The organism is Pseudomonas protegens, assembly GCF_003363755.1.
In the GTDB taxonomy this organism is placed as follows: Bacteria; Pseudomonadota; Gammaproteobacteria; order Pseudomonadales; family Pseudomonadaceae; genus Aquipseudomonas; species Aquipseudomonas danubii.
In genome coordinates this window covers 5,161,933-5,182,316 of sequence record NZ_CP031396.1, presented here as the reverse complement: position 1 = coordinate 5,182,316, position 20,384 = coordinate 5,161,933, and the positions used below count along the sequence as shown (strand labels likewise).

The window sequence follows — 20,384 nt, the reverse complement described above, 5'->3', positions numbered from 1 at the left end:
GCCGGGGCCAGGTTACAGACGCGGCTCGACCCGCGTGTTCAGGGGGGTGCCCGCAGCTGGCGGACGACCATAACGGTCATTGCCGGCGCCACCAAAGGGCTGGTCATCCTCGACTTCGGCAGCCTTGGCCGCGGCTTGCGCCGCTTCATTGCGCTGGCGGCGTTCATTGGCGGCACGCTCGATGGGCCAGCGGATCAGCACGAACAGCAGGTACACGCCAAAGGCGATCATGCCGTACATGAACAGATCGGACACCGCGCGCCAGGCGTTGTTGCCGACCTTGAAGGCCATATCCAGGGCAGTGATAGCCACCGCCGGGGCAAATTTTTCCTTGACCGGGTCGATGATGGTGGGACTGAACAGCAGCACCGCCACCAGTACTCGCAGCGGCTCGCGCAGCCAGCGCCACATCCAGCGGGTCAGGCGCATCCACACCAGCAGGCAGCCCAAGGCGGCAAAGGCGTAAAGGCCCCAGGCGATCAGATAGTCGTTCTCGGTCATGGTGTCCATGGCAAGGCAGGCAAAGAGGCGCTTATGATAACGACTTTTCCCGTGTCAGGCTGCACCGCCGTCTGCCAAGCCCTCATTTGTCTTCGTTCGAGAGCCACCCATGCCCCTACCCGCCAACGACAGCAGCGCCCCGATTGCCCACAAGGCCGAAGGCGCTGACCCGTATGCCTGGCTGCAGGAACGCGACACCGACGCGGTGCTCGACTACCTGAACGCTGAAAACAGCTACCAGGAAGCCCGGCTGGCCCACCAGGCGCCCCTGCGCGAGACACTGTTCCAGGAGATCAAGGGCCGGATCCTCGAGACCGACCTGTCCCTGCCCTCGCCCTGGGGCCCGTACCTGTATTACACCCGCACCACCGCCGGTGACGAATACGCCCGGCACTACCGCTGCCCGCGCCCGGCGGACGACAGCCTGACGGTGGACGAAAGCCGCGAACAGCTGCTGCTGGACCCCAATGCCCTGGCCAACGGAGGCTTCTTCTCCCTCGGTGCCTTCAGCATCAGCCCCGACCACCAGCGCCTGGCCTACAGCCTCGACACCACCGGCGAGGAAATCTACACCCTGTTCATCAAGGAGCTGTCCAACGGCAAGGTCAGCGAGCTGTCCTTCGACAACTGCGACGGCAGCATGACCTGGGCCAACGACAGCCTGACCCTGTTCTTCGGCGAGCTGGACGACACTCACCGCCCGCACAAACTGTTCCGCTACCGCCTGGACGGCACAGCCGCCGAGGAAGTGTTCCACGAGCCGGACGGACGCTTCTTCCTGCACTGCTACCGCTCAAGCTCCGAGCGCCAATTGCTGCTGTCCCTGGGCAGCAAGACCACCGGCGAAACCTGGGCCCTGGATGCCGCGCAGCCGCAGTTGCCGTTCACCTGCCTGGCGCCACGGGTCGAAGGCCATGAATACGATGTCGATCACGGTCAACTCGACGGCCAGTGGACCTGGTTCATCCGCAGCAACCGTGAGGGCATCAACTTCGCCCTCTACCAGGCTGCGGACGAAGGCGTTATCCCCGAGGAAAGCGACTGGCAACTGCTGGTCCCGCACAACCCCGAGGTGATGCTCGACGGCGTGACCCTCAATGCCGGCGCCATGACCCTGAGCCTGCGCGAAGGCGGCCTGCCAATCATCGAAGTGCATCCCCAGGACCTGCCCGTGTATCGCGTGCAACTGCCGGACGCGGCCTACAGCCTGCACGTGCACAACAGCCTGGAGTTTTCCAGCGATCGCATCCGCCTGCGCTACGAGGCGCTGAATCGCCCGGCCCAGGTACGCCAGCTGCAACTGGCCGACGGTCAACAGCAGGTGCTCAAGGAAACCCCGGTGCTGGGCCCCTTCGACGCCGATGCCTACGTCAGCCAGCGCCTCTGGGCCACCGCGGCCGACGGTACCCAGGTGCCCATCAGCCTGGTGGTCAAGCGCGAGTGCCTGGGCCAACCGACACCGCTGTACCTGTATGGCTACGGCGCCTATGGCGAGAGCCTCGATCCCTGGTTCTCCCATGCCCGCCTGAGCCTGCTCGATCGCGGCGTGGCCTTTGCCATCGCCCATGTGCGCGGCGGTGGCGAGCTGGGGGAAGCCTGGTATCGCGCCGGCAAGCAGGAACACAAACAGAACACCTTCAGCGACTTCATCGCCTGCGCCGAGCACCTGATCGCCCAGGGCCTGACCAGCGCCCAGCAACTGGCCATCAGCGGTGGCAGTGCCGGCGGCCTGTTGATCGGCGCCGTGCTCAACCAGCGACCCGAACTGTTCCGGGCGGCCATCGCCGAAGTACCCTTCGTCGACGTGCTCAACACCATGCTCGACCCGGAACTGCCACTGACCGTCACCGAGTATGACGAATGGGGCAATCCCGAGGAGCCTGAGGTCTATGAGCGGATCAAGGCCTACGCCCCCTACGAGAATGTCCGGGCCCAGGCCTACCCGGCGACCCTGGTGATCGCCGGCTACAACGACAGTCGCGTGCAGTACTGGGAAGCCGCCAAATGGGTGGCCAAACTGCGCGCAACCAAGACCGACGACAACCTGCTGCTGCTCAAGACCGAACTGGGCGCCGGTCATGGCGGCATGAGCGGCCGTTACCAGGGATTACGTGACGTAGCCCTCGAATATGCCTTTATCCTGAACATTCTGGGCCTGGACTGAGGAACTCTCGGCGGCGCTCCTGTCTTAACCCTGGACCGCCGCCGGCAACCGCCGGACCGGGCCTGCGCCCGTGCAACAGACACAAGAAAAAGACCCTGATCCCATGTCTGAACCCACCTTACTGAACAACGAGATCCGCGACTGGCTGATGGACTGCGGCCTGTTCGACCAACTGCAGCCCGCCGACTTCAACGCGGCGGCCGGCTATTTCAGCATCAGCAGCATCGCCGAAGGCGAAGCGATCTTTCGTGAAGGCGATGCCGGCAGTTTCATGTGCATCATCCACAGCGGCCAGGTGGCCGTGCAAAAGAGCACCCTGGACGGCCAGCCGCTGACCATCGCCACCCTGCGCAGCGGCCGGGCCTTTGGCGAAATGGCGGTGCTCGATGGCGAGCGACGCTCGGCCACCTGCGTGGCGGCCAGTGATTGCCAGTTGCTCAACCTGGGCAAGGACTCCCTGGAGAAGATGCTCAACGATGCGCCGAAGATCGCCGCCAAGATCATCCGCGCCCTGGCTATTTCCCTGTCCAAGCGCCTGCGCATGGCCGACGGCCAGTTGCTCGCACAGCAGATCTAGGCTCCTTGCACCTTGGCCTTGTTGTCGTTCTGCTCCAGCCCCGGCAGGGTCTGATCCTTGGGCGGCTTGGGCATGTCGATGGGCGGCAGCAAGGGCGCACTGCCACTGCTGCCGGTTTTCGGCGTGCTGGGTGGGGTCACTTGCGGATAAGGCGTGGGGGTGGCCGTGCCCGGGGTGCCGAGGGTCGGCGTCGGGGTCACCACCGGGGCGCTTTGCGGCTCGTCGGCCAGGGCCGGGCCAGCACTGAGCGCCAGGGCGGCGGTCAGGGCGAGCGCCGCTTGGGCAATCACCGTTAGAATAGTGCGCTTCATCAATGGCTCCATTGCTATTGTCTGGCGTCAGGCTACTCCCAACCGGGAGCTTTTGCCTTCCTCAATGAGATCTCCATGAAACGTTTCGTACTGCTGGACACCACTGCGATTCCCGACAACGGCGGTGCCTTGTGCCTGTTCGAATACGGTGAGGATTTCGTCATCAAGATCCAGGGCGGCGACGGCGGCCAACTGATGAACACCCGCATGCACGGCTCCGAGGACGCCCTGGCGCAGATTCCCTGCAGCAAGGTCGCCGGGCGCCCGAACTCGCGGGTGCTGATCGGCGGCCTGGGCATGGGCTTCACCCTGGCCGCGGCCCTCAAGCACCTGGGCCAGAGCGCCGAGGTGGTGGTCGCCGAACTGGTGCCCGGGGTAGTGGAGTGGAACCGCGGCCCGCTCGGGGAAAAGTCCGGCCGGCCGCTGCTGGACCCGCGCACGGTGATCCGCCTGGAAGACGTGGCCAAGGTCCTGCAGGCCGAGCCCCAGGGCTTCGACGCGATCATGCTCGACGTCGACAACGGCCCCGAAGGCCTGACCCAGAAAGCCAACAGTTGGCTCTACTCCAGCGCCGGCCTGGCCGCCTGTGCCCGCGCTCTGCGGCCCAAGGGCATTCTTGCGGTGTGGTCGGCCAGCGCCGACCAGAAGTTCTCCGAGCGCCTGCGCAAGGCCGGCTTCAAGGCCGAGGAAGTGCAGGTGTACGCTCACGGCAATCGCGGCACCCGGCATACCATCTGGATTGCCGAGAAGCTCAAGGCCTGAGCTAAACTTTGTCCATTACCGTCATTAGTCCTTCTACAAAGGTGAACCCATGAGTTCGTCCACTCCCCCGTCCAACACCGCCAAGCTGGACCGTATCCTTGCCGACGCCCAGCGCGACCGGGAAATGGGCTACCGCGACAAGGCGCTGAAGATGTACCCCCACGTCTGCGGCCGCTGCGCCCGGGAGTTTTCCGGCAAGCGCCTGAGCGAGCTGACCGTGCACCACCGCGATCACAACCACGACAACAACCCCCAGGACGGTTCCAACTGGGAACTCTTGTGCCTGTACTGCCATGACAACGAGCACTCGCGCTACACCGACCAGCAGTACTTCGGCGAAGGCTCCCTGAGCACCCCGAAAATTGCCAAGGCGACCCACAACCCGTTTGCCGCCCTGGCCGGGTTGATGAAGAAAGACGACGAGTAAGCTTTTCGCGGGCCAGCCGCCCGGCTTGCCCGCGAACCGCCGAGCACCCCGCCACACCCCGCACAATCCCCGTATAATCGCGCTCTTTTCCCCCAAGGCTCCTCGCTCGTGGCAAACAAAAGGTACAGCTGCATCGGTTTGTATAACCCCAAGTCACCGGAGAATGTCGGTTCGGTGATGCGCGCCGCCGGCTGCTATGGCGTCGCCTCGGTGTTCTACACCGGCAAGCGCTATGAACGTGCCCGCGACTTCGTCACCGACACCAAGAAGGTCCACCAGGACATTCCCCTGATCGGCATCGACGACCTGAAGAAAATCCTCCCCCTGGGCTGCATCCCGGTGGCCGTGGAACTGGTGGAAGGCGCCCGTGCGCTGCCGGAATACACCCACCCGGACCGTGCGCTGTACATCTTCGGTCCGGAAGACGGCTCCCTCGACAAGGAGATCCGCGACTGGTGCGAAGACGTGGTCTACATCCCCACCACCGGCTGCATGAACCTGGCGGCCACGGTCAACGTGGTGCTCTACGATCGCCTGGCCAAAGGCAACAACACCCGCTCCGGTCCGAAGTACTGAAAACCCGTCGATCAATCCCCGGGAACCAGCGACGCCCTGGTGCAGTCAGCTTTGTATCCCACACCGCCCTTGGAGACAGAGCATGAGCGAGCGCAAACAGCTGCAAACGATCGAAGCCACACCCTTGCCGAGCCAACCGACCCAGAACGTCCAGGGCTGGGAGCGCATCGGCTCCCTGGCCGGTGGCGTGGTGATGATGGGCAAGGGCCTGCGCCGCGGCGGCGTGTTCGGCCTGATTCAAGTGGCCATCGGTGGCGTGGCCCTGGCCCGGGGGATTACCGGACATAGCTCGGCGAAAAGCCTGCTGCACAAGAGCCGCCAGGACATGCACAACGTGCGCAGCAAGATCGAGCGCGCCGGGGAAGAACTGCGCACTCTGAAGGCCAATGCCGAAGCGGCCAGCCGCCATGCCAAGGCGGCCAGCAATGATGAAGTGAAGACGCCCAAGGCTTGAGGCGAAGGCGTTCCTGCGGATCCCCTGCGCGGGCAAGGGTCAATGCAGCAGGCTGGTGTCCAGGACCTTGGACGATTCGCCCAGCACGTTTTCACTGAGCTGGATGAACTCGGCGGTGCTGACGCTTTCCAGGCGCATCGCCGCTTGCAGCACATCGTCCAGGGAACGCTTGTTGCGGGTCTTGAGGCGGATTTCCCGATCCAGCTCCTGCAACAGCAGCACGGCCTTGGCCACGGTGGCACTGTCTACCTCCTCGCCCCGCAGGCTGTCGACCTTGTGACTGTCCCGGACCAGGCGCTTGTGCAGCACCTGATAGCGCTCGTCACTGATGCCACCGGCCCGGCGCAACAGTTCGATGCCGTAGTACTGCGCCAGCCCCTCGCTGATCCAGTCGCTGCCCTGGCTGTCGTTGATCCGCGACAGTGACTGCACCAGTTCCCGCAACAACGGGCTGCTGCCGCTCTCGCTGACCAGGGGCAGGCGGCTATGGAGGAACAGCGAGTCACGCCCCGCCAGACTGCCGCGCCACATCGGATCGGCCGCACCAACGATCAACAGCTTGCCGGGCTGACGCGGGAACACCGCCTGTACTTGCGGCCAGACAAAGGTCAACAGGGTCAGCACGTCCATGCGGCGCATGCCCTGGCCCAGGGGCGACACCACGCTGACTTCGGTTGCTCCCAGACGCGTACGGCGGCTGCCCAGGTTGCCGGCCAGCATCCAGCCCGCGGGACGGTCGAACAGTCGCGAGGGATTGTCGATGCGGAAGCGATTCTTGCCGATACGCGGCCAGGCGGTTTCGATGCTTTTCCAACCGGCCGGCAAATCGAAGTCCAGGCGCGCCACCAGTTCGACGCCATCTTGTTGATCAAGCCTGGCCGGGGGCACCAGGGTCTCGCCGCGCAACAGCGCCCAGTTGGCGCTGCTGCGGCTGTCGTAGATGCCCTTCTTGATGCTGTGACTCAGGCGCACCCTGTAGCTGAGGCTGGCCTTGCCGCTGGCCGGACGCCAGACACCGCGCTGGCCACCGGCATCCGCCGCCCCGGCCTGCCATTGGCCGTCGGCCTTGAAGTCGCTGTAGTCGCCGTCACGCCCCAGGTCGAAGTCCAGGCTGCGCAAGGCCGAGCCCTCGGCCAGGGTCAGGCGCACCTCGGCCTGATCGCTCTGGGGCAGGAAACGCACGTGATAATCCAGATCGACTTTCTTCGCCGCAAAGGCCGATACGCTCAATGCAAGCATTGCAGCGGCCAGCGCCAGTTTCGCCCCCACCCTCATACACACTCCTTTCCTGGGTAACCTGGTTCTGCAGCCAACGCGGCGAATCCTCAGCCGGCGCGGAAAATCAGATGATCCTCCCAGTCCTCTTCCGCCACGCTGCCTTCGGCCAGCATGCGCCCGGACTGGGAAATACGTTCGTGGTGCACCGCATCGCGATCGCCGCACACCAGGTGGTGCCAGAGCGGCAGGTCCTTGCCTTCGCTCACCAGGCGGTAGCCGCAGGTGGGTGGCAGCCACTTGAATTCGTCGGCCTTGCCCGGGGTCAGTTGGATGCAGTCGGGCACCGACGCCCGGCGATTGGGGTAGTCGCTGCACTGGCAGGTTTTCAGGTCCAGCAGTTTGCAGGCGATGCGCGTGTAATAGACGCTGTTGTCGTCCTCGTCCTCAAGCTTTTGCAGGCAGCACAGACCGCAGCCATCGCACAACGACTCCCATTCGTCCTGGTCGAGCTGTTCGAGGGTTTTGCGTATCCAGAAAGGTTCGACTTTGGCGGCCATGGCTCAAGCATCAGTATCCGAGGGTGAAAAGGCCGCCAGTCTAGTGCCGAAGGCCCGGCGGGCCAAGCGCTTACGACTGTCGGTAGGCCGGGGCTTGTCAGCAGCAGGCCCGCACAGTAGCTTTGCGCCTCGGACCACCCCGCGCCCGAGTGCCATTAACGCTCGACCGCGTTGCACCCGGCAAACCGCACGGGGTCAGGAATACCCCTTCGCTCAGCTGATCTGCGCTTGCCGGTTTATTCCACCCTTCTCACTTGCTGCCAGGAGTTTTTCCATGAGCGCCAATCCTCGCGTTGCCGATTACGCCATCCACCCGCAGTTCACTCAGCGCTGGTCGCCACGGGCCTTCACTGGCGAAACCATCCCTGAAGAAACCCTGCTGAGCTTCTTCGAAGCCGCGCGCTGGGCGCCTTCGGCCTACAACTCGCAACCCTGGCGCTTTCTCTATGCCCGACGCGATACGCCGAACTGGGAGCGTTTCCTCGGCCTGCTCAACGAATTCAACCGTGGCTGGGCGCAACATGCCTCGGCCCTGGTGATCGTGATTTCCAAGACCACCTTCACCGCCCCCGGCGCCACGGAAGAAAGCCCGGCCCTGTGGCACACCTTCGACACCGGCTCGGCCTGGGGCCACCTGGCACTGCAGGCCAGCCTCAGCGGCTGGCACACCCACGGCATGGCCGGCTTCGACCAGGAACTGACCCGCAAGGAGCTGAAGATTCCCGAAGGCTATGCACTGCACGCAGCGATAGCGGTGGGCAAGCTGGGAGACAAGTCGACCCTGGCCGACTACCTGCAGGCCCGTGAAGAGCCGAGCCCGCGCCGTCCATTGAGCGAGACCGTGGCCGAAGGCGATTTCAGCCTCTAAGCCGCGATCGCCTCTGTAGGAGCGAGCTGGCTCGCGAAGCCCTGAAGGCCGCCGCGCTTGCCTGGCAAGCGCGGCTTTGGCGAGCCAGCTCGCTCCTGCGATCAGGCACGTTTCAGTAGCCGCGAGCGAAATCCACTTCGCCGCGCAAGGCCTGCTTGGCCTGGTAGGCCCGCAGGTTGTCGACGAACAACTGCACCATCAGTTCCGGCGAGGTCGGCGCCGAGCTGTGGCCCGTCAGCAGCAAGCCCCAGGCCGTCCAGAACGGATGCCGTTGCGGCAAGGGTTCCTGGCGGCAGACATCAATCACCGCCCCCGCCAGATGCCCATCCTTGAGGGCCTGCACCAAGTCGCCATCGACCACGGAAACACCCCGGCCCACATTGATGAACAGCCCCGTGGACTTGAATTGCTTGAACAGCGCCGCGTCATACAGGTCGTGGGTACTTGGGGTGTTGGGCAGCAGATTGACCACATAATCCACCTCCCCCACCAAGCGTCCCAGGTCTTCCAGGCCAGCCACTTCGATAAAGGGGGCCTGCTCCCGCGCCTGGCTGGCGATGCCGTACAGCTTCACGCCAAAGGGCAGCAGAAATTGCGCCACGCTCTGGCCGATGTCGCCGGTGCCGACGATCAGCACCTTGCGCCCCACCAGGCTCTGGCCCAGGCGGTTGTCCCACTTGCGCTCCACCTGGCTGACCAGCCGCGCCAGCACTTCGCGCTCATGGCCGAGGATGTAGGTGAGCACGTACTCGGCCATCACCTGGCCGAAGATGCCCACCGCCCGGGTCAGGCGGTAATGCCGGGGCAGACCGTCGGCCAGCAACGGGGTGATACCGGCCCAGGTGGATTGCAGCCACTGGGGCTGATGGCCCTGACGCAGCAGGGTCGCCAGCAGGTCCGGCTGGCCCAGCCAGACCGGGCAATCGGCCGCCAGCCGCGACAGTTCGGCGGAATCGCCGCTGGTCAGCACTTCCAGCTCCGGAGCCGCCTGACGCAACAGGCGGGCATAAACAGCGTGATCGTGTTCGGCAATCAGAACGCGCATGGTTCAAACCTTAAAAAACGGTGCAGGCCGCCGCCGACGGAGCATTGCTCCATCGATCAAGGCGGTGGCCAGGTCAGTCAATTGCATTTCACAGCGGCTCGGGACCGAGCCTCTAGAGGTCAGACCGGATCATTGCGGCGCAGCAACTCTTCGGGCAAGTGCTCGATGTACTCGTCTTCCGCCGGCGGCATCTGCAAGTGATAGCCCTGCTTTTCGAGGTTCTCCAGCACCTGGTGGATGTCCTCCCGGGACAGCTTGCGCTCCGGGGTCAGTACCAGGTCGAAGGCATGTTGCGGCTTGCCGAAAGCCAGCAGCAGGTTTTCCGGCACGCGTTCCAGGGCCTCGCTTTTCAGGACGTAGAGGTACATCTCGTTCTTGCGCGGGCTTTTATAGATGGAGCAGATACGTTTCAAGGCTGTTCTCCGGCGGTGGCCAGGCTGTCCAGCAGCGCCTGGCCCATCAATTCGCGGCGCCAGCCACGCAGCGAATCAGGCAATTGGTAAGGCCCGTTGGGGTAGCCGCTCTTGAGCAGGCTCTCCAGGGTTTTCTTGCGCAGCATGACTTCCGGGGCGATGCCCAGACGCTCGGCCTCGGCCTGCCCCACTGCCTTGAGGCGCTTGAGCAGGGCCGCGGCTTCGATCGGCAACGGCTCGGGTACGGCCGGCGGCCATTGATCCGGGCCAAGGGCCGCGGTGCGCTTGATCAGGTCGAGGAGAAACTCGCCGTCCTGACGCACGGTACGCGGGTGCATGTCTTCGATCTTGGCCAGCGCCGCCAGCGTATCGGGCTGAGTCTTGGCCAGGGGCCAGAGGGCGTGTTCACGCACGATGCGGTTGCGCGGCAAGTCCCGGGCACGGGCTTCACGCTCGCGCCAGGCACAGAGCTCACGCAGCACCGCCAACTGGGCACGGGAGAGTTTCCAGGCCAGCTTGGCCTCGCGATAAACCTCGTTGGGGTCCACTTCGCGGCGCAGGTTGGCCACCAGCTCGGCGCCGTCTTCCAGCACCCAGCGGTACTTGTCCTCGGACAGCTTCGGCCGCAGCTCGGTGAACACCTGGGCCAGATGCACGGCATCTTCGGCGGCGTAACTGACCTGGGTTTCCGAGAGCGGACGCTGCAGCCAGTCGGAGCGGGTCTCGCCCTTGGGCAGTTCGATGCCCAGGACTTCCTGCACCAGGCGTGAATAGCCCATGGAAAAGCCCAGGTTCAGGTAGGCAGCCGCCAGTTGCGTGTCGAACAAAGGCGCCGGCAGACTGCCGGTCAGGCGCAGCAGGACTTCGAGGTCCTCACTGCAGGCATGCACCACCTTGACCACCGCCGGGTTCTCCAGCAGGGCCGCCAGGGGCTTCCAGTTGTCGATGGTCAAAGGATCAATCAGGTAAGCGCGCTGCCCATCGCCGATCTGCAACAGGGCGGCGATGGGATAGAAAGTGTCGACCCGCATGAATTCGGTATCGAGGGCGACGAATGGCAACTGCTGCCACTCGGCGCAAAACTGACCGAGGCTATCGTTGTCGCGAATCCAGTGTATATCGATGGCCACACGGCTCTCCCTTGAAGAATGGCGCGCAGTATATATCGCCTCCGGCGATTTCTGAGCATTCACCCGACAAGAGCAAGTGCGAAACCTTATGCCGGACGGCAAGAATAGTCCGAGAGTCGCAATCGGGTTCTGTACGAAAGCTCGCCGAGTGAAGATCAGGCCAGGCAAAAATAGGCGAGCAAGCGGCGTGTAGGGGCCTACATGAGCATTGCGAGCCTGTTTCTACGTAGCACCGAAGGCGCGCAGTGGCGGCATGGTCGAAACGCAGGCAGTGTTCGTGCAGAACCTAGCTGGGTTTTCTAAGGACATAGACCCGTGCCACCCCGCAGCCGGGCAGAAAATCCTGCTGGCTCACGACCTCGAAACCGGCCTGCTTGAACTCGCCTTCCAACTGTCCCCTGCCGATCGCCAGTGACGCCGCGGACTCTCCCCACGCAGTGGCCAGGTGCTTGAACAACGGCTCGACCCGGGTCGCGAGGATCACCGAATCACGGCTGACCCGATGAAACTCCCGCAGCAACGCCAGGCGATCCTCGCTGCGGGTCACATGGGCAAACAGTTGCATGCAGATGATGCTGTCCACCGCATTGGCCGACAGACCGATGTCGAACGCCGAGCTGTGCAAGGTCTTGACCCGTTGCAGCAGGCTGGCCGGGTGATGGGTCTGGGCATGATTGAGCATGTCCTGAGACGGGTCCGACGCCAGGATCACCCGGTTGCCATGTTCGGCCAGCACCGGCCAGTAGCGCCCGGCACCACAGGCCACATCCAGGATCAGTCCCGGCTCGCCGGCCACTTTCAGGGCATGGCGTACCAGGCGCACCGTGCGCCACAGCGCCAGGCGCGCGGCAAGCCCGGCAGGCCGGGGCTCGCCGCAGACCCGGGCGTGCTCCTGATCATAGCGCCGGGCGAACTCCAGCTCGATGGATGGTGGGGGATGGGACGACATGACTGGCGAACTCTTGTAGGTATCCAGAAGCCACAGGTTAACCAGTCGTTCGTGAAAAAAAGGTCGAAAGCCCTCGAGCGGTTTTGTCCAGGCGGGGCACCAGGCCACCCTTGCCCGACCCAGGGCCGATGCCAATAATGCTTCGGCACCGCGTCCCGCCCTTCACTTCAAGGAACGACCCATGCTGCCCCGCCTCTTGCTCTGCACTCTGCTCGGCCTCAGTGCCCCCGCCCTCAGCTTCGCCCAGGACCCGACCTCCCATCTGGACCGGGTGCTCGAACGTGGCCACCTCACGGTCTGCACCACCGGCGACTACAAGCCCTACAGCTACCTGCGCGACGATGGCCACTACGAAGGCATCGACATCGACATGGCCGAATCCCTGGCGAAAAGCCTCGGGGTCCGGGTGAAGTGGATCAATACCACCTGGAAGACCCTGATGGCGGACTTCCAGAGCCAGCAATGCGATATCGCCGTCGGGGGTATTTCCGTTTCTCTGGAGCGGCAGAAAAAAGCCTTCTTCAGCCAGCCCCTGGGGATTGACGGCAAGATTCCCCTGGTTCGCTGCCAGGACCTCAAGCGCTATGCAACCCTGGAGCAGATCAACCAGCCCTCGGTGCGCCTGATCGAACCACCGGGTGGCACCAACGAAGTCTTCGCCCGGGCCCATGTGCCCAAGGCCGAGCTGATCCTGTTCGCCGACAACGTGAAAATCTTCGATCAGTTGCTGACCAAGCAGGCCGACGTGATGATCACCGACGCCTCGGAGGCGCGCTTCCAGCAGAAGCACAAGCCGGGGCTGTGCGCGGTCAACCCCGAGCGCTACCTGCAATACAGCGAGAAGGCCTTTCTCCTGCCTCGGGATGACATGGCCTGGAAAAGCTATGTCGACCAGTGGCTGCACCTGAGCAAGGCCACCGGCGCCTATGAGCAGGTGGTGAATCAGTGGCTGGCGGCGCCGTAGTCCTGGTCCAGCAGCATCTGCCGAAAGGCCTGGCAAGCGGCGCTGCGATAGGCGCCCCGACGTTCCAGCAGCACCACGCTGCGGGGCGCCGGGGGTGATTGCAAGGCCAATGCCCGCAAGCCCGGCTGCTCGCGGGCGATGGCACTCGGAAGCAGGGTCGCCAACGGCCCGCGCCGCACGATCTCGACAATCCCACTCACCGAATTGGCCTCGATGGAGATACGCGGCGCAATGCCCTGTTGCCGGCAATACAGGTCGATATGCTGGCGCGTGGCAAAGTCGGCGCTGAGCAGCACCAGGGAATGACGAGCCAGGGCCGAGGCACTCAAGGGTTGCTGGCCCTGCTGCGGATAGTGCAGGCCGACCATCAGGCTCAGGGTTTCGGTGAACAGCGGCTGGCTGTGGATGTCCGCCAGGTGCTCGCCGGCAAAGGCGATCCCCAGGTCCAGGCGATCCTCGGCCAGGGCTGCTTCCAGGCGATCCTGGGTCATTTCCTCAAGGCTCAGGTCGATCCCCGGGTACTGCTGGTTGAAGCGGCTGAGCAAGGGGCCGGTGAGGTAGGCAGTGAACGTCGGGGTCAGCGCCAGGCGCAATGAACCGCGACTCAGGTCCTGCACATCATGGATCGCCCGCTTGGCCGCCTGCAGGTCCTGCAGGGCGCGGCGCGCATAGACGACATAGGCCTGACCGGCATCGGTGAGACGCACGCTGCGTCCGGAGCGGTCGAACAACGGCGTGCCCAGGGACTCCTCCAACTGTTTGATCTGTTGCGACAAGGTCGGCTGGGAAACATGCAGCGCCTCGGCGGCACGGGTGAAATTGCAATGCTCGGCCACGGCCAGCAGGTAACGGATATGACGCAAGAGCATGACGGCTCCAACTATAGGCAAGACTTATGGAAAGCATAATAAACCGGTCTTGGACGCTATAGCCGAACACTTCCATCCTTGCCCCATCAGCGACGCAAGGAGACTCCCATGCAGAACATCATCGACGGCTTCCTCAAGTTCCAGCGCGAGGCCTTTGTGCAACGCAGCGAGCTGTTCAGGCAGTTGGCCAACAAGCAGAGCCCCGGCACCCTGTTCGTCACCTGCTCCGACAGTCGGGTCGTTCCCGAGCTGCTGACCCAGCAGGAGCCCGGCGACCTGTTCGTGATTCGCAACGCCGGCAACATCGTCCCCAGCTACGGCCCGGAACCCGGCGGTGTGTCGGCCACCGTGGAATACGCGGTAGCAGTGCTGGGGGTGAGTGACATCGTCATCTGCGGCCATTCCGACTGCGGCGCAATGACCGCCATTTCCACCTGCAAATGCCTCGATCACCTGCCCGCCGTGGCCAACTGGCTGCGCCACGCCGAGTCGGCCAAGGTGATCAACGCCGCCCGCCAGCATGCCTCCCCCGCCGAGCACCTGGACGCCCTGGTGCGTGACAACGTGATCGCCCAGTTGGCGAACCTCAAGACTCATCCTTCGGTGGCCCTGGCCCTGGAACAGGGCCGGCTGAACCTGCATGGCTGGGTGTATGACATCGAGCGCGGCGCCATCGCCGCCCTCGACGGCACCAGCCAGCGCTTTGTCTCCCTGACCGAACACCCGCAGACCTGCGCCCTGGCCAGCCAAGCTTCAACCGCTGCCTGAACAACCCCTTTCATCCCCCCAAGAGGAACAGACCCATGCTGCAATCTCAATTCGCCCAAGCTCCACGCCTGGCCCTGGCCGACACCATCATCGACGCCAAGGCGCGCAAGAACCTGTCGTGGCAGGACCTTGCCGACGGTACCGGGCTGAGCCTGGCCTTCGTCACCGCCGCTCTGCTGGGCCAGCATGCCCTGCCCGCTGCTGCTGCCGATCAGGTATGCGAAAAACTCGGCCTGGACCAGGACGCCAGCCGCCTGCTGCAGAGCATTCCCCTGCGGGGTAGCATCGCCGGCGGCATCCCCACCGACCCGACCGTCTACCGTTTCTATGAAATGCTCCAGGTCTACGGCTCGACCCTCAAGGCCCTGGTGCACGAGCAGTTCGGCGACGGCATCATCAGCGCCATCAACTTCAAGCTGGACATCAAGAAAGTCGAGGACCCGGAAGGTGGTTCCCGTGCGGTAATCACCCTGGACGGCAAGTACCTGCCAACCAAACCGTTCTGATCCACCCTGCCTAGTCGCCGCCGCTGCAGGCGGCGCCGGGTCGCAACGAGGCACCGGGCCTTACCGATAAACCGCGGCGCCCGGTTTGCCCCGTCCTGTGCACCGAATCGCAGCCTATGGCAGCGGTTACAGGTCCGCAGTGATATTTAGTTTTTAAATAACACTGCGGACTTTCTGATTTGCCCCTACTGTCCCCCTCGCCGCCTAATCAGCCCCTGTTCCTTGAAGGTCTGGTTATGGAAAACGTTCGTGCAAGTTCCCGTCCCGCGCTCTGGCTGATGGTCAGCGTGGTCCTGGTGGCCCTCAACCTGCGGCCGTCGATGGCCGCCGTAGGCCCTCTGCTGTCGGGCATCCGTGGCGATGTCCCCCTGAGTTTCAGCCTGGCGTCGCTGCTGACCATGTTGCCGGTCATGGCCATGGGCCTGGCGATGTTCTTCGGCATGGCCATCAGTCAGCGCCTGGGCGAACACCGCACGGTGGTCCTGTCCTTGCTGATCATCGGGCTGGCCACGGTCTCGCGGTTGTTCATGGACTCGGCGGCGGAGCTGATTCTCAGCGCCGTGCTGGCCGGTGTCGGCATCGCCCTGATCCAGGCGCTGATGCCGGCCCTGATCAAGTCGCGTTTTGCCGATAACGTCTCGCTGTTCATGGGCCTGTATGTCACCTCGATCATGGGCGGCGCGGCCATCGCGGCGTCCTTCGCCCCACTGGTGATGAACCACAGCGGCAGCTGGCGCCTGGCCCTGGCGATCTGGGCCGGCCTGGCCCTGCTGGCCCTGGTGTTCTGGTCCGCCCAGCGCCGTTCACTGCCTAGCCTGCCGGCCGCCGGCGGCAGGCGTGAGTCCTTCAGCGGCAATCGCCGGGCCTGGCTGCTGGCGGTGTTCTTCGGTCTTGGCACCGCGTCCTACACCTGCGTGCTGGCGTGGCTGGCGCCCTACTACGTGGAGAACGGCTGGAGCGAACAGAACGCCGGCCTGCTGCTGGGCTTTCTCACCGCCATGGAAGTGATTTCCGGGCTGGTCACCCCGGCCATCGCCAACCGCAGCCAGGATCGGCGCCGAGTGCTGGTGGCCCTGCTGGTGCTGATCATCGCCGGCTTTTGCGGCCTGATCCTCAGCCCGCAACACCTGAGCCTGCTCTGGCCGTGCCTGCTGGGCCTGGGCATTGGCGGACTGTTTCCCATGAGCCTGATCGTGTCCCTGGACCACTTGCCCGACCCGAGCCGGGCCGGCGGCCTGACCGCGTTCGTGCAGGGTATCGGTTACCTGATCGCCGGCCTGTCACCGCTGCTGGCGGGGATGATCCGCGACCAGTTGGGCAGTTTCGAATGGGCCTGGTGGTCACTGACGGCAGTGATGGGGGTGATGATCCTCATGGTGCTGCGCTTCGACCCTCGGCATTACGCCCGGCACATCCGCTGAGCATCGGCCCGGGAGGCCTGCATGAACCCTGTGAGTTTCACCCAAGCCAACCTCGGCATGCTGCTCTGGGCAGCGCTGATCGCCGCCTCGTTCTTCGCGGCCGCCCAGGTCAGCCAGGCCATCGATCCGGTGCTGCTGACCGCCCTGCGCCTGTTGTTCTCGGCACTGATGTTCGTGCCCCTGCTGTGGTTTAAGGGCGCTGCGGCGCCGACCCGGGCCGGATTGGGCGCCCACGCGGTACTGGGCCTGCTGCTGGCGCTGTACTTTGGCTCGCTGTTCGAAGCCCTGCGCTACACCTCGGCGGTCAACACCGGGACTCTGTTCACCCTGGTGCCACTGCTGACCCTGGCGTTCGAAGGCTGGCTGCTGCCCGGCGGCAGCCAGCAACGCCGCCTGCTGCCGATGCTGGTGGCCGGCGCCGGGGCCTTGCTGTTGGTGCTCAAGGGGGGCGCGCCGGGGCAGTTGCCCTCCCTGTATGCCATGGCGGTCTATGCCCTGGGCTGCCTGGCCATGGCGGCCTATTCGCCCCTCAGTCAGCGCTTCAAGGCCCGCAGCCTGCAAGGCCGCAGCCCGGCCGCCATGACGTTCTGGAACATGCTCTTCGGTGCGCTGTTCCTGTTTGCCGCCAGCCTGGTCAGCGGCGGCTGGCGCAGCGCCGCCCTGCTCGGCAGCCACGACCTGCTGTGGCTGCTGTACCTGGCCCTGTTCGCCACCCTGGCGACCTTCTGGTTGTTGCACCGGGCCATTGGCGTCATCGCCCCGTCCACGGTGATTTCCTACATCTACCTGAGCACCCTGTTCCTCACCCTGTTCCACTGGTTGTGGCTGGGCCAGCGTCCGCTCCTGGGAGAAGGGCTCGGTGCTCTGCTGGTGGCCCTGGGCATGTTCGGTCTGGTGCGCGGCAGCCGTCACGGGGCGGCCATGGCCTGAAATGACCCTGAGACAGGGGACATTATTCTGCGAGAAACTGCGCAGGTCGTGTTATCGGAATTTAATGTCCGGATGCTGTCCGCGAATCCCCACACCGGGCATTTGATTAGGACGATCGTTCCGCTAGCATCGACCCGGTTTGTGCGCCACCGGCGCCAGGTGCTCAGCGGGATGGAACAGATGCTCATCAGCAACGTGCTCAGAAAACTCGACATGCAGGACCTGATGGTCTTTATCGCGGTGTACGAGCAAAGCAGTGTCACCGGGGTATCGGAAACCCTGTGCGTCAGTCAGTCGACTGTCAGCTACTGCCTGAAGAAACTGCGCAACGGCTTCGAGGACGAGCTGTTCATCAATACCCGCACCGGCATGCGCCCGACCTACAAGGCCACCAGCATGTACAGCCACGTGCTGAAGATCCTGGAAAGCATCAACCTGTGCCACAGCGGCGTACCGGCCTTCGATCCGACCCGCCAGGCCGTGACCTTCAACCTCTGCGCCCCGGAATACTTCGAGCTGCTGATCCTGCCGCGCCTGCTCAAGGGGTTCGACTACGCCGACCTGCCGGTGACGGTCAATGTGCAGAAGCTTGAGAGCGACATTCCTGCCGAGGAGCTGCGTGACGGCAGCATTGACCTGGTGATCTGCTTTGGTCCGAACTTCCATCGCAGCCATGCCGACTTCAAGTCGCAGATGCTGCTGGAGGACGACCTGGTGTGCGTCTTCGACAAGCGCGCCACGCCGCCCAGGGAGCCGCGTTTCAGCCTGCAATCGTTCATCGAACGGCGCCACGTTTTTCCTACGCCCTGGACGTCGGACAGCAACATGGTGGATGGCTGGCTGGCCCGCCAGGCGCACAAGCGGCAGATCGTCGCCCGCTCCAACAGCTACAGCGCAGCGCTGAAAATGATCACCGGCACCGACTTCATCCTGACCCTGCCACGACGCATCCAGGCCTTGCTGGCCAACGAAGCGGTGTTCAACCATTGCGAGGCCCCCAGCGGCCTGCCGGGGTTCACCCTGGACATGCAATGGAACCAGAACACCGATCAGGACAGCGCGCAGACCTGGTTCCGCGAACAAGTGGTCAAGGTCTGCGCCGAACCGGGCCTGCTTTAGGCCCAGCCCCCATCAGAGACCGACAGCCGCCTTGCTGTAGGACGCGCGGTCAATGTCGATGATCTCCACGCACAACTGCACCGCCAGCTCAGCCGGCCAGGGCGCCAGGTCCTGCAGCAGGGCCAGCAGGCTCTCGGACAATTGCTTCTTGATCTCCGGCGAGCGGCCGCTGAGCAGGGCCAACTTGACGTGGACAAAGGCCCGCTCCCCCAGACCGGTACCAACCCGGAACGACTCGACCTTCACTGCCCGGCTCTTGATATCGAACTCATCGGCAAACTGCCCGGAGGCCACCAGCCCGTGATTGAGCCGCAGCAGCGCCTTGTCGACGTCCAGCTGGGGCAGGTTGGCGGTGTATTCCATATGCAGGTGCGGCATGGCAGAACTCCTGGTCTGTCAGGGGGAAAAGGCGCTCCATACTACACAAGCCCCGCCCCCGCGCCTGCATTATCCGCCGGCCTCATTGCCCCGCTGTCGCTGTCCGCTCGCGCAGGGCCAGGGTTTCCCAGGCGGCCACGAGCACCATCACCAAGGTGGTCAGGCTGCCCAGGGCCAGAGCGGAAAACAGCTGATTCCAGGCGGCCGGCAACAACAGCAACAGCACCGCGAGCCCGGCCAGGTGCGACAGCGGCGGTAACGGCCGATCGTTCATCACCCACTTGAACAGGGCGCAGCCCAAGAGGAACAGCCAGGGACCACCGACTATCACCAGCACCCCGGCCTGGCTGGCGTGTTCCGGATGCATCAGCACCAGCTCATCGGCCACGGCACTGACAATGATCCCGGCCACGATCAGCAGATGCAGATAGGTGTAGGCGATGCGCGCCTGACGCCCCGGGTCGTCGGAATGAGCGATACGGTGGTGGGCACGCTCGGCGCCACTGTCGAAATACACCCACCACATGGCGATACTGCCCAGCACCGCCACCACGAACCCCAGCAGACCCTGGGCGCTGGTGGTCAGCTCGGCGAAGGTGGCACCGGTCACCAGCAGCGATTCTCCCAGGGCGATGATCACGAACAGGCCGCAGCGTTCGGCCATGTGATTGCCTTCCACATCCCAGTCGGCCAGGGTCGAACGCCCCAGCCCCGGCACCCAGAAATACAGCGACGGCGACAGCACTTCGATAGCCAGGGCCAGCCCCCACAAGGCCAGCCGCTGCGGGCCCTCCAGCAGGCCGCCGGTGATCCAGAACCCCCCCGAGAACGTCAGCCACAACAGGATGCGCTGGAAGTTGCGGGTCATGTTCACCGGCTCGCCGCGCACTGCCCAAAGGGCATAGGCGGTGCGGCCCACCTGCATGAACACATAGGCACCGGCGAACAGCAGGCCGCGCTCACCGAAGGCCTGGGGAATCGACGACGACAGCAGCAACCCCGCCACCATCAGCACGAACAACCCGAGGCGAATCGGCAGGGTTTCCGGGTCCAGCCAGTTGGTGATCCACGACGTGAAGATCCACACCCACCACACCGCCACCATCAGCAACGCCACCTGCAGCGCCCCGCCCAGCGACAGATGGGCCAGCAGGGAATGGGACAACTGGGTCACAGCGAACACGAACACCAGGTCGAAGAACAGCTCGACCATGCCAACCTTGCCGCTGTCGTGGCTGCCACGCCCACGCAACAGGGAACGGGAACGACTCATGGGCACACTCCACCGATCAATGTTTCACCCGAAGACCTACACAGCAAAGCAGCCGCCCGCGCCAATGCCAAGCGGGCGGCCTCCGTTCACTGCGCCGCTGTAGCCGCTGCCGCAGGCTGCGACCCAGTCCGCGGGACGGGCAAGGCCGCCCCCCCGATCCGCCAGGCAGACCGCATGGGCCGGTTTCGGCCCCGCTGCGCGGTC

The 20,384-nt window shown here is 64.4% G+C and carries 24 protein-coding genes; 13 read left to right on the top strand and 11 right to left on the bottom strand.

The features are described from left to right. Window positions 1–12: 12 nt before the first annotated feature. Window positions 13–510, bottom strand: a complete 498-nt coding sequence (locus DWF74_RS23515) for an MFS transporter (RefSeq protein ID WP_102861644.1) — start codon at window positions 508–510, stop codon at window positions 13–15. 100 nt (window positions 511–610) lie between these two features. On the opposite strand from DWF74_RS23515, the gene DWF74_RS23510 reads away from it, so the two are divergent. Further along, window positions 611–2,665, top strand: a complete 2,055-nt coding sequence (locus tag DWF74_RS23510) for a S9 family peptidase (RefSeq protein ID WP_115581809.1) — start codon at window positions 611–613, stop codon at window positions 2,663–2,665. 103 nt (window positions 2,666–2,768) lie between these two features. Continuing rightward, complete coding sequence (locus DWF74_RS23505; protein WP_102861642.1) at window positions 2,769–3,242, top strand: cyclic nucleotide-binding domain-containing protein; 474 nt, start codon at window positions 2,769–2,771, stop codon at window positions 3,240–3,242. Here DWF74_RS23505 and DWF74_RS23500 read toward each other — a convergent pair. Further along, the gene (locus DWF74_RS23500; RefSeq protein WP_102861641.1) at window positions 3,239–3,553 is read right to left on the bottom strand and encodes a hypothetical protein; all 315 of its coding nucleotides are present in this window, start codon (window positions 3,551–3,553) and stop codon (window positions 3,239–3,241) included. The two genes, DWF74_RS23505 and DWF74_RS23500, sit on opposite strands and share 4 nt — an antisense overlap. 75 nt (window positions 3,554–3,628) lie before the next feature. On the opposite strand from DWF74_RS23500, the gene DWF74_RS23495 reads away from it, so the two are divergent. From DWF74_RS23495 to DWF74_RS23480, 4 genes are all read left to right on the top strand, one after another. Continuing rightward, the gene (locus DWF74_RS23495) at window positions 3,629–4,315 is read left to right on the top strand and encodes a spermidine synthase (RefSeq protein ID WP_102878749.1); all 687 of its coding nucleotides are present in this window, start codon (window positions 3,629–3,631) and stop codon (window positions 4,313–4,315) included. Between the two features lie 49 nt (window positions 4,316–4,364). Further along, on the top strand, window positions 4,365–4,742 hold the full coding sequence (locus DWF74_RS23490; RefSeq protein ID WP_102861639.1) for a YajD family HNH nuclease: 378 nt from the start codon (window positions 4,365–4,367) through the stop codon (window positions 4,740–4,742). Window positions 4,743–4,850: 108 nt separating this feature from the next. Continuing rightward, window positions 4,851–5,318 carry an RNA methyltransferase gene (locus DWF74_RS23485; RefSeq protein WP_102861638.1) on the top strand — a complete coding sequence of 156 codons (468 nt, stop codon included), beginning with the start codon at window positions 4,851–4,853 and terminating at the stop codon, window positions 5,316–5,318. Window positions 5,319–5,400: 82 nt separating this feature from the next. Continuing rightward, a complete protein-coding gene (locus tag DWF74_RS23480) occupies window positions 5,401–5,772 on the top strand; it encodes a YgaP family membrane protein (RefSeq protein ID WP_115581808.1) in 372 nt (123 codons plus the stop codon). A gap of 39 nt (window positions 5,773–5,811) precedes the next feature. Here DWF74_RS23480 and DWF74_RS23475 read toward each other — a convergent pair whose 3' ends face one another. Next, window positions 5,812–7,047 (bottom strand): hypothetical protein, encoded by a 1,236-nt coding sequence (locus tag DWF74_RS23475; RefSeq protein ID WP_115581807.1) that lies wholly within the window; start codon window positions 7,045–7,047, stop codon window positions 5,812–5,814. Window positions 7,048–7,097: 50 nt separating this feature from the next. Continuing rightward, window positions 7,098–7,547 carry a YcgN family cysteine cluster protein gene (locus tag DWF74_RS23470; protein ID WP_102861635.1) on the bottom strand — a complete coding sequence of 150 codons (450 nt, stop codon included), beginning with the start codon at window positions 7,545–7,547 and terminating at the stop codon, window positions 7,098–7,100. A gap of 274 nt (window positions 7,548–7,821) precedes the next feature. Here DWF74_RS23470 and DWF74_RS23465 point away from each other — a divergent pair, with 274 nt between their 5' ends. After that, the gene (locus DWF74_RS23465) at window positions 7,822–8,415 is read left to right on the top strand and encodes a nitroreductase family protein (RefSeq protein ID WP_102861634.1); all 594 of its coding nucleotides are present in this window, start codon (window positions 7,822–7,824) and stop codon (window positions 8,413–8,415) included. 112 nt (window positions 8,416–8,527) lie between these two features. Here the strand turns inward: DWF74_RS23465 and DWF74_RS23460 are convergent, their stop codons facing one another. From DWF74_RS23460 to DWF74_RS23445, 4 genes are all read right to left on the bottom strand, one after another. Next, window positions 8,528–9,460 carry a D-2-hydroxyacid dehydrogenase gene (locus tag DWF74_RS23460; protein WP_102861633.1) on the bottom strand — a complete coding sequence of 311 codons (933 nt, stop codon included), beginning with the start codon at window positions 9,458–9,460 and terminating at the stop codon, window positions 8,528–8,530. A 119-nt stretch (window positions 9,461–9,579) separates the two neighbouring features. After that, the gene (locus DWF74_RS23455; RefSeq protein ID WP_016964446.1) at window positions 9,580–9,873 is read right to left on the bottom strand and encodes a YcgL domain-containing protein; all 294 of its coding nucleotides are present in this window, start codon (window positions 9,871–9,873) and stop codon (window positions 9,580–9,582) included. Next, window positions 9,870–11,003, bottom strand: a complete 1,134-nt coding sequence (gene rnd, locus DWF74_RS23450) for a ribonuclease D (RefSeq protein WP_102861632.1) — start codon at window positions 11,001–11,003, stop codon at window positions 9,870–9,872. Before rnd ends, DWF74_RS23455 begins: the two co-directional genes overlap by 4 nt. Window positions 11,004–11,289: 286 nt before the next feature. Then, window positions 11,290–11,952, bottom strand: a complete 663-nt coding sequence (locus tag DWF74_RS23445; RefSeq protein ID WP_102861631.1) for a class I SAM-dependent methyltransferase — start codon at window positions 11,950–11,952, stop codon at window positions 11,290–11,292. 181 nt (window positions 11,953–12,133) lie between these two features. On the opposite strand from DWF74_RS23445, the gene DWF74_RS23440 reads away from it, so the two are divergent. After that, window positions 12,134–12,916 carry a transporter substrate-binding domain-containing protein gene (locus tag DWF74_RS23440; RefSeq protein WP_102861630.1) on the top strand — a complete coding sequence of 261 codons (783 nt, stop codon included), beginning with the start codon at window positions 12,134–12,136 and terminating at the stop codon, window positions 12,914–12,916. Here DWF74_RS23440 and cynR read toward each other — a convergent pair. Then, on the bottom strand, window positions 12,895–13,785 hold the full coding sequence (gene cynR / locus DWF74_RS23435; RefSeq protein ID WP_102861629.1) for a transcriptional regulator CynR: 891 nt from the start codon (window positions 13,783–13,785) through the stop codon (window positions 12,895–12,897). The two genes, DWF74_RS23440 and cynR, sit on opposite strands and share 22 nt — an antisense overlap. A 108-nt stretch (window positions 13,786–13,893) precedes the next feature. On the opposite strand from cynR, the gene DWF74_RS23430 reads away from it, so the two are divergent. From DWF74_RS23430 to DWF74_RS23410, 5 genes are all read left to right on the top strand, one after another. Next, complete coding sequence (locus DWF74_RS23430) at window positions 13,894–14,553, top strand: carbonic anhydrase (RefSeq protein ID WP_102861628.1); 660 nt, start codon at window positions 13,894–13,896, stop codon at window positions 14,551–14,553. A 35-nt stretch (window positions 14,554–14,588) separates the two neighbouring features. Continuing rightward, the gene (gene cynS / locus DWF74_RS23425; protein WP_102861627.1) at window positions 14,589–15,059 is read left to right on the top strand and encodes a cyanase; all 471 of its coding nucleotides are present in this window, start codon (window positions 14,589–14,591) and stop codon (window positions 15,057–15,059) included. A 236-nt stretch (window positions 15,060–15,295) separates the two neighbouring features. Further along, window positions 15,296–16,480, top strand: a complete 1,185-nt coding sequence (locus DWF74_RS23420; RefSeq protein ID WP_115581806.1) for a cyanate transporter — start codon at window positions 15,296–15,298, stop codon at window positions 16,478–16,480. 21 nt (window positions 16,481–16,501) lie between these two features. After that, window positions 16,502–17,410, top strand: coding sequence for a DMT family transporter (locus DWF74_RS23415; protein ID WP_102861625.1), 909 nt, complete (start codon window positions 16,502–16,504; stop codon window positions 17,408–17,410). Between the two features lie 180 nt (window positions 17,411–17,590). Further along, window positions 17,591–18,529: a LysR family transcriptional regulator gene (locus DWF74_RS23410; RefSeq protein WP_102861732.1), complete on the top strand. Its 939-nt coding sequence runs from the start codon at window positions 17,591–17,593 to the stop codon at window positions 18,527–18,529. Window positions 18,530–18,541: 12 nt separating this feature from the next. Here DWF74_RS23410 and DWF74_RS23405 read toward each other — a convergent pair whose 3' ends face one another. Both DWF74_RS23405 and DWF74_RS23400 read right to left on the bottom strand, forming a co-directional pair. After that, window positions 18,542–18,907 carry a 5-carboxymethyl-2-hydroxymuconate Delta-isomerase gene (locus DWF74_RS23405; RefSeq protein ID WP_102861624.1) on the bottom strand — a complete coding sequence of 122 codons (366 nt, stop codon included), beginning with the start codon at window positions 18,905–18,907 and terminating at the stop codon, window positions 18,542–18,544. Window positions 18,908–18,989: 82 nt separating this feature from the next. Beyond that, entirely contained in the window at window positions 18,990–20,180 is a 1,191-nt protein-coding gene (locus tag DWF74_RS23400) for a low temperature requirement protein A (protein WP_115581805.1), read from the bottom strand. Window positions 20,181–20,384: the final 204 nt, after the last annotated feature.

Excerpts from the sequence above, each read along its gene's own strand:
- DWF74_RS23515 (WP_102861644.1), bottom strand. The coding sequence starts at position 510 with ATGGACACCATGACCGAGAACGACTATCTGATCGCCTGGGGCCTTTAC.
- DWF74_RS23510 (WP_115581809.1), top strand. The coding sequence starts at position 611 with ATGCCCCTACCCGCCAACGACAGCAGCGCCCCGATTGCCCACAAGGCC.
- DWF74_RS23505 (WP_102861642.1), top strand. The coding sequence starts at position 2,769 with ATGTCTGAACCCACCTTACTGAACAACGAGATCCGCGACTGGCTGATG.
- DWF74_RS23500 (WP_102861641.1), bottom strand. The coding sequence starts at position 3,553 with ATGAAGCGCACTATTCTAACGGTGATTGCCCAAGCGGCGCTCGCCCTG.
- DWF74_RS23495 (WP_102878749.1), top strand. The coding sequence starts at position 3,629 with ATGAAACGTTTCGTACTGCTGGACACCACTGCGATTCCCGACAACGGC.
- DWF74_RS23490 (WP_102861639.1), top strand. The coding sequence starts at position 4,365 with ATGAGTTCGTCCACTCCCCCGTCCAACACCGCCAAGCTGGACCGTATC.
- DWF74_RS23480 (WP_115581808.1), top strand. The coding sequence starts at position 5,401 with ATGAGCGAGCGCAAACAGCTGCAAACGATCGAAGCCACACCCTTGCCG.
- DWF74_RS23475 (WP_115581807.1), bottom strand. The coding sequence starts at position 7,047 with ATGAGGGTGGGGGCGAAACTGGCGCTGGCCGCTGCAATGCTTGCATTG.
- DWF74_RS23470 (WP_102861635.1), bottom strand. The coding sequence starts at position 7,547 with ATGGCCGCCAAAGTCGAACCTTTCTGGATACGCAAAACCCTCGAACAG.
- DWF74_RS23465 (WP_102861634.1), top strand. The coding sequence starts at position 7,822 with ATGAGCGCCAATCCTCGCGTTGCCGATTACGCCATCCACCCGCAGTTC.
- DWF74_RS23460 (WP_102861633.1), bottom strand. The coding sequence starts at position 9,460 with ATGCGCGTTCTGATTGCCGAACACGATCACGCTGTTTATGCCCGCCTG.
- DWF74_RS23445 (WP_102861631.1), bottom strand. The coding sequence starts at position 11,952 with ATGTCGTCCCATCCCCCACCATCCATCGAGCTGGAGTTCGCCCGGCGC.
- DWF74_RS23440 (WP_102861630.1), top strand. The coding sequence starts at position 12,134 with ATGCTGCCCCGCCTCTTGCTCTGCACTCTGCTCGGCCTCAGTGCCCCC.
- cynR (WP_102861629.1), bottom strand. The coding sequence starts at position 13,785 with ATGCTCTTGCGTCATATCCGTTACCTGCTGGCCGTGGCCGAGCATTGC.
- DWF74_RS23430 (WP_102861628.1), top strand. The coding sequence starts at position 13,894 with ATGCAGAACATCATCGACGGCTTCCTCAAGTTCCAGCGCGAGGCCTTT.
- cynS (WP_102861627.1), top strand. The coding sequence starts at position 14,589 with ATGCTGCAATCTCAATTCGCCCAAGCTCCACGCCTGGCCCTGGCCGAC.
- DWF74_RS23420 (WP_115581806.1), top strand. The coding sequence starts at position 15,296 with ATGGAAAACGTTCGTGCAAGTTCCCGTCCCGCGCTCTGGCTGATGGTC.
- DWF74_RS23415 (WP_102861625.1), top strand. The coding sequence starts at position 16,502 with ATGAACCCTGTGAGTTTCACCCAAGCCAACCTCGGCATGCTGCTCTGG.
- DWF74_RS23410 (WP_102861732.1), top strand. The coding sequence starts at position 17,591 with ATGCTCATCAGCAACGTGCTCAGAAAACTCGACATGCAGGACCTGATG.
- DWF74_RS23405 (WP_102861624.1), bottom strand. The coding sequence starts at position 18,907 with ATGCCGCACCTGCATATGGAATACACCGCCAACCTGCCCCAGCTGGAC.
- DWF74_RS23400 (WP_115581805.1), bottom strand. The coding sequence starts at position 20,180 with ATGAGTCGTTCCCGTTCCCTGTTGCGTGGGCGTGGCAGCCACGACAGC.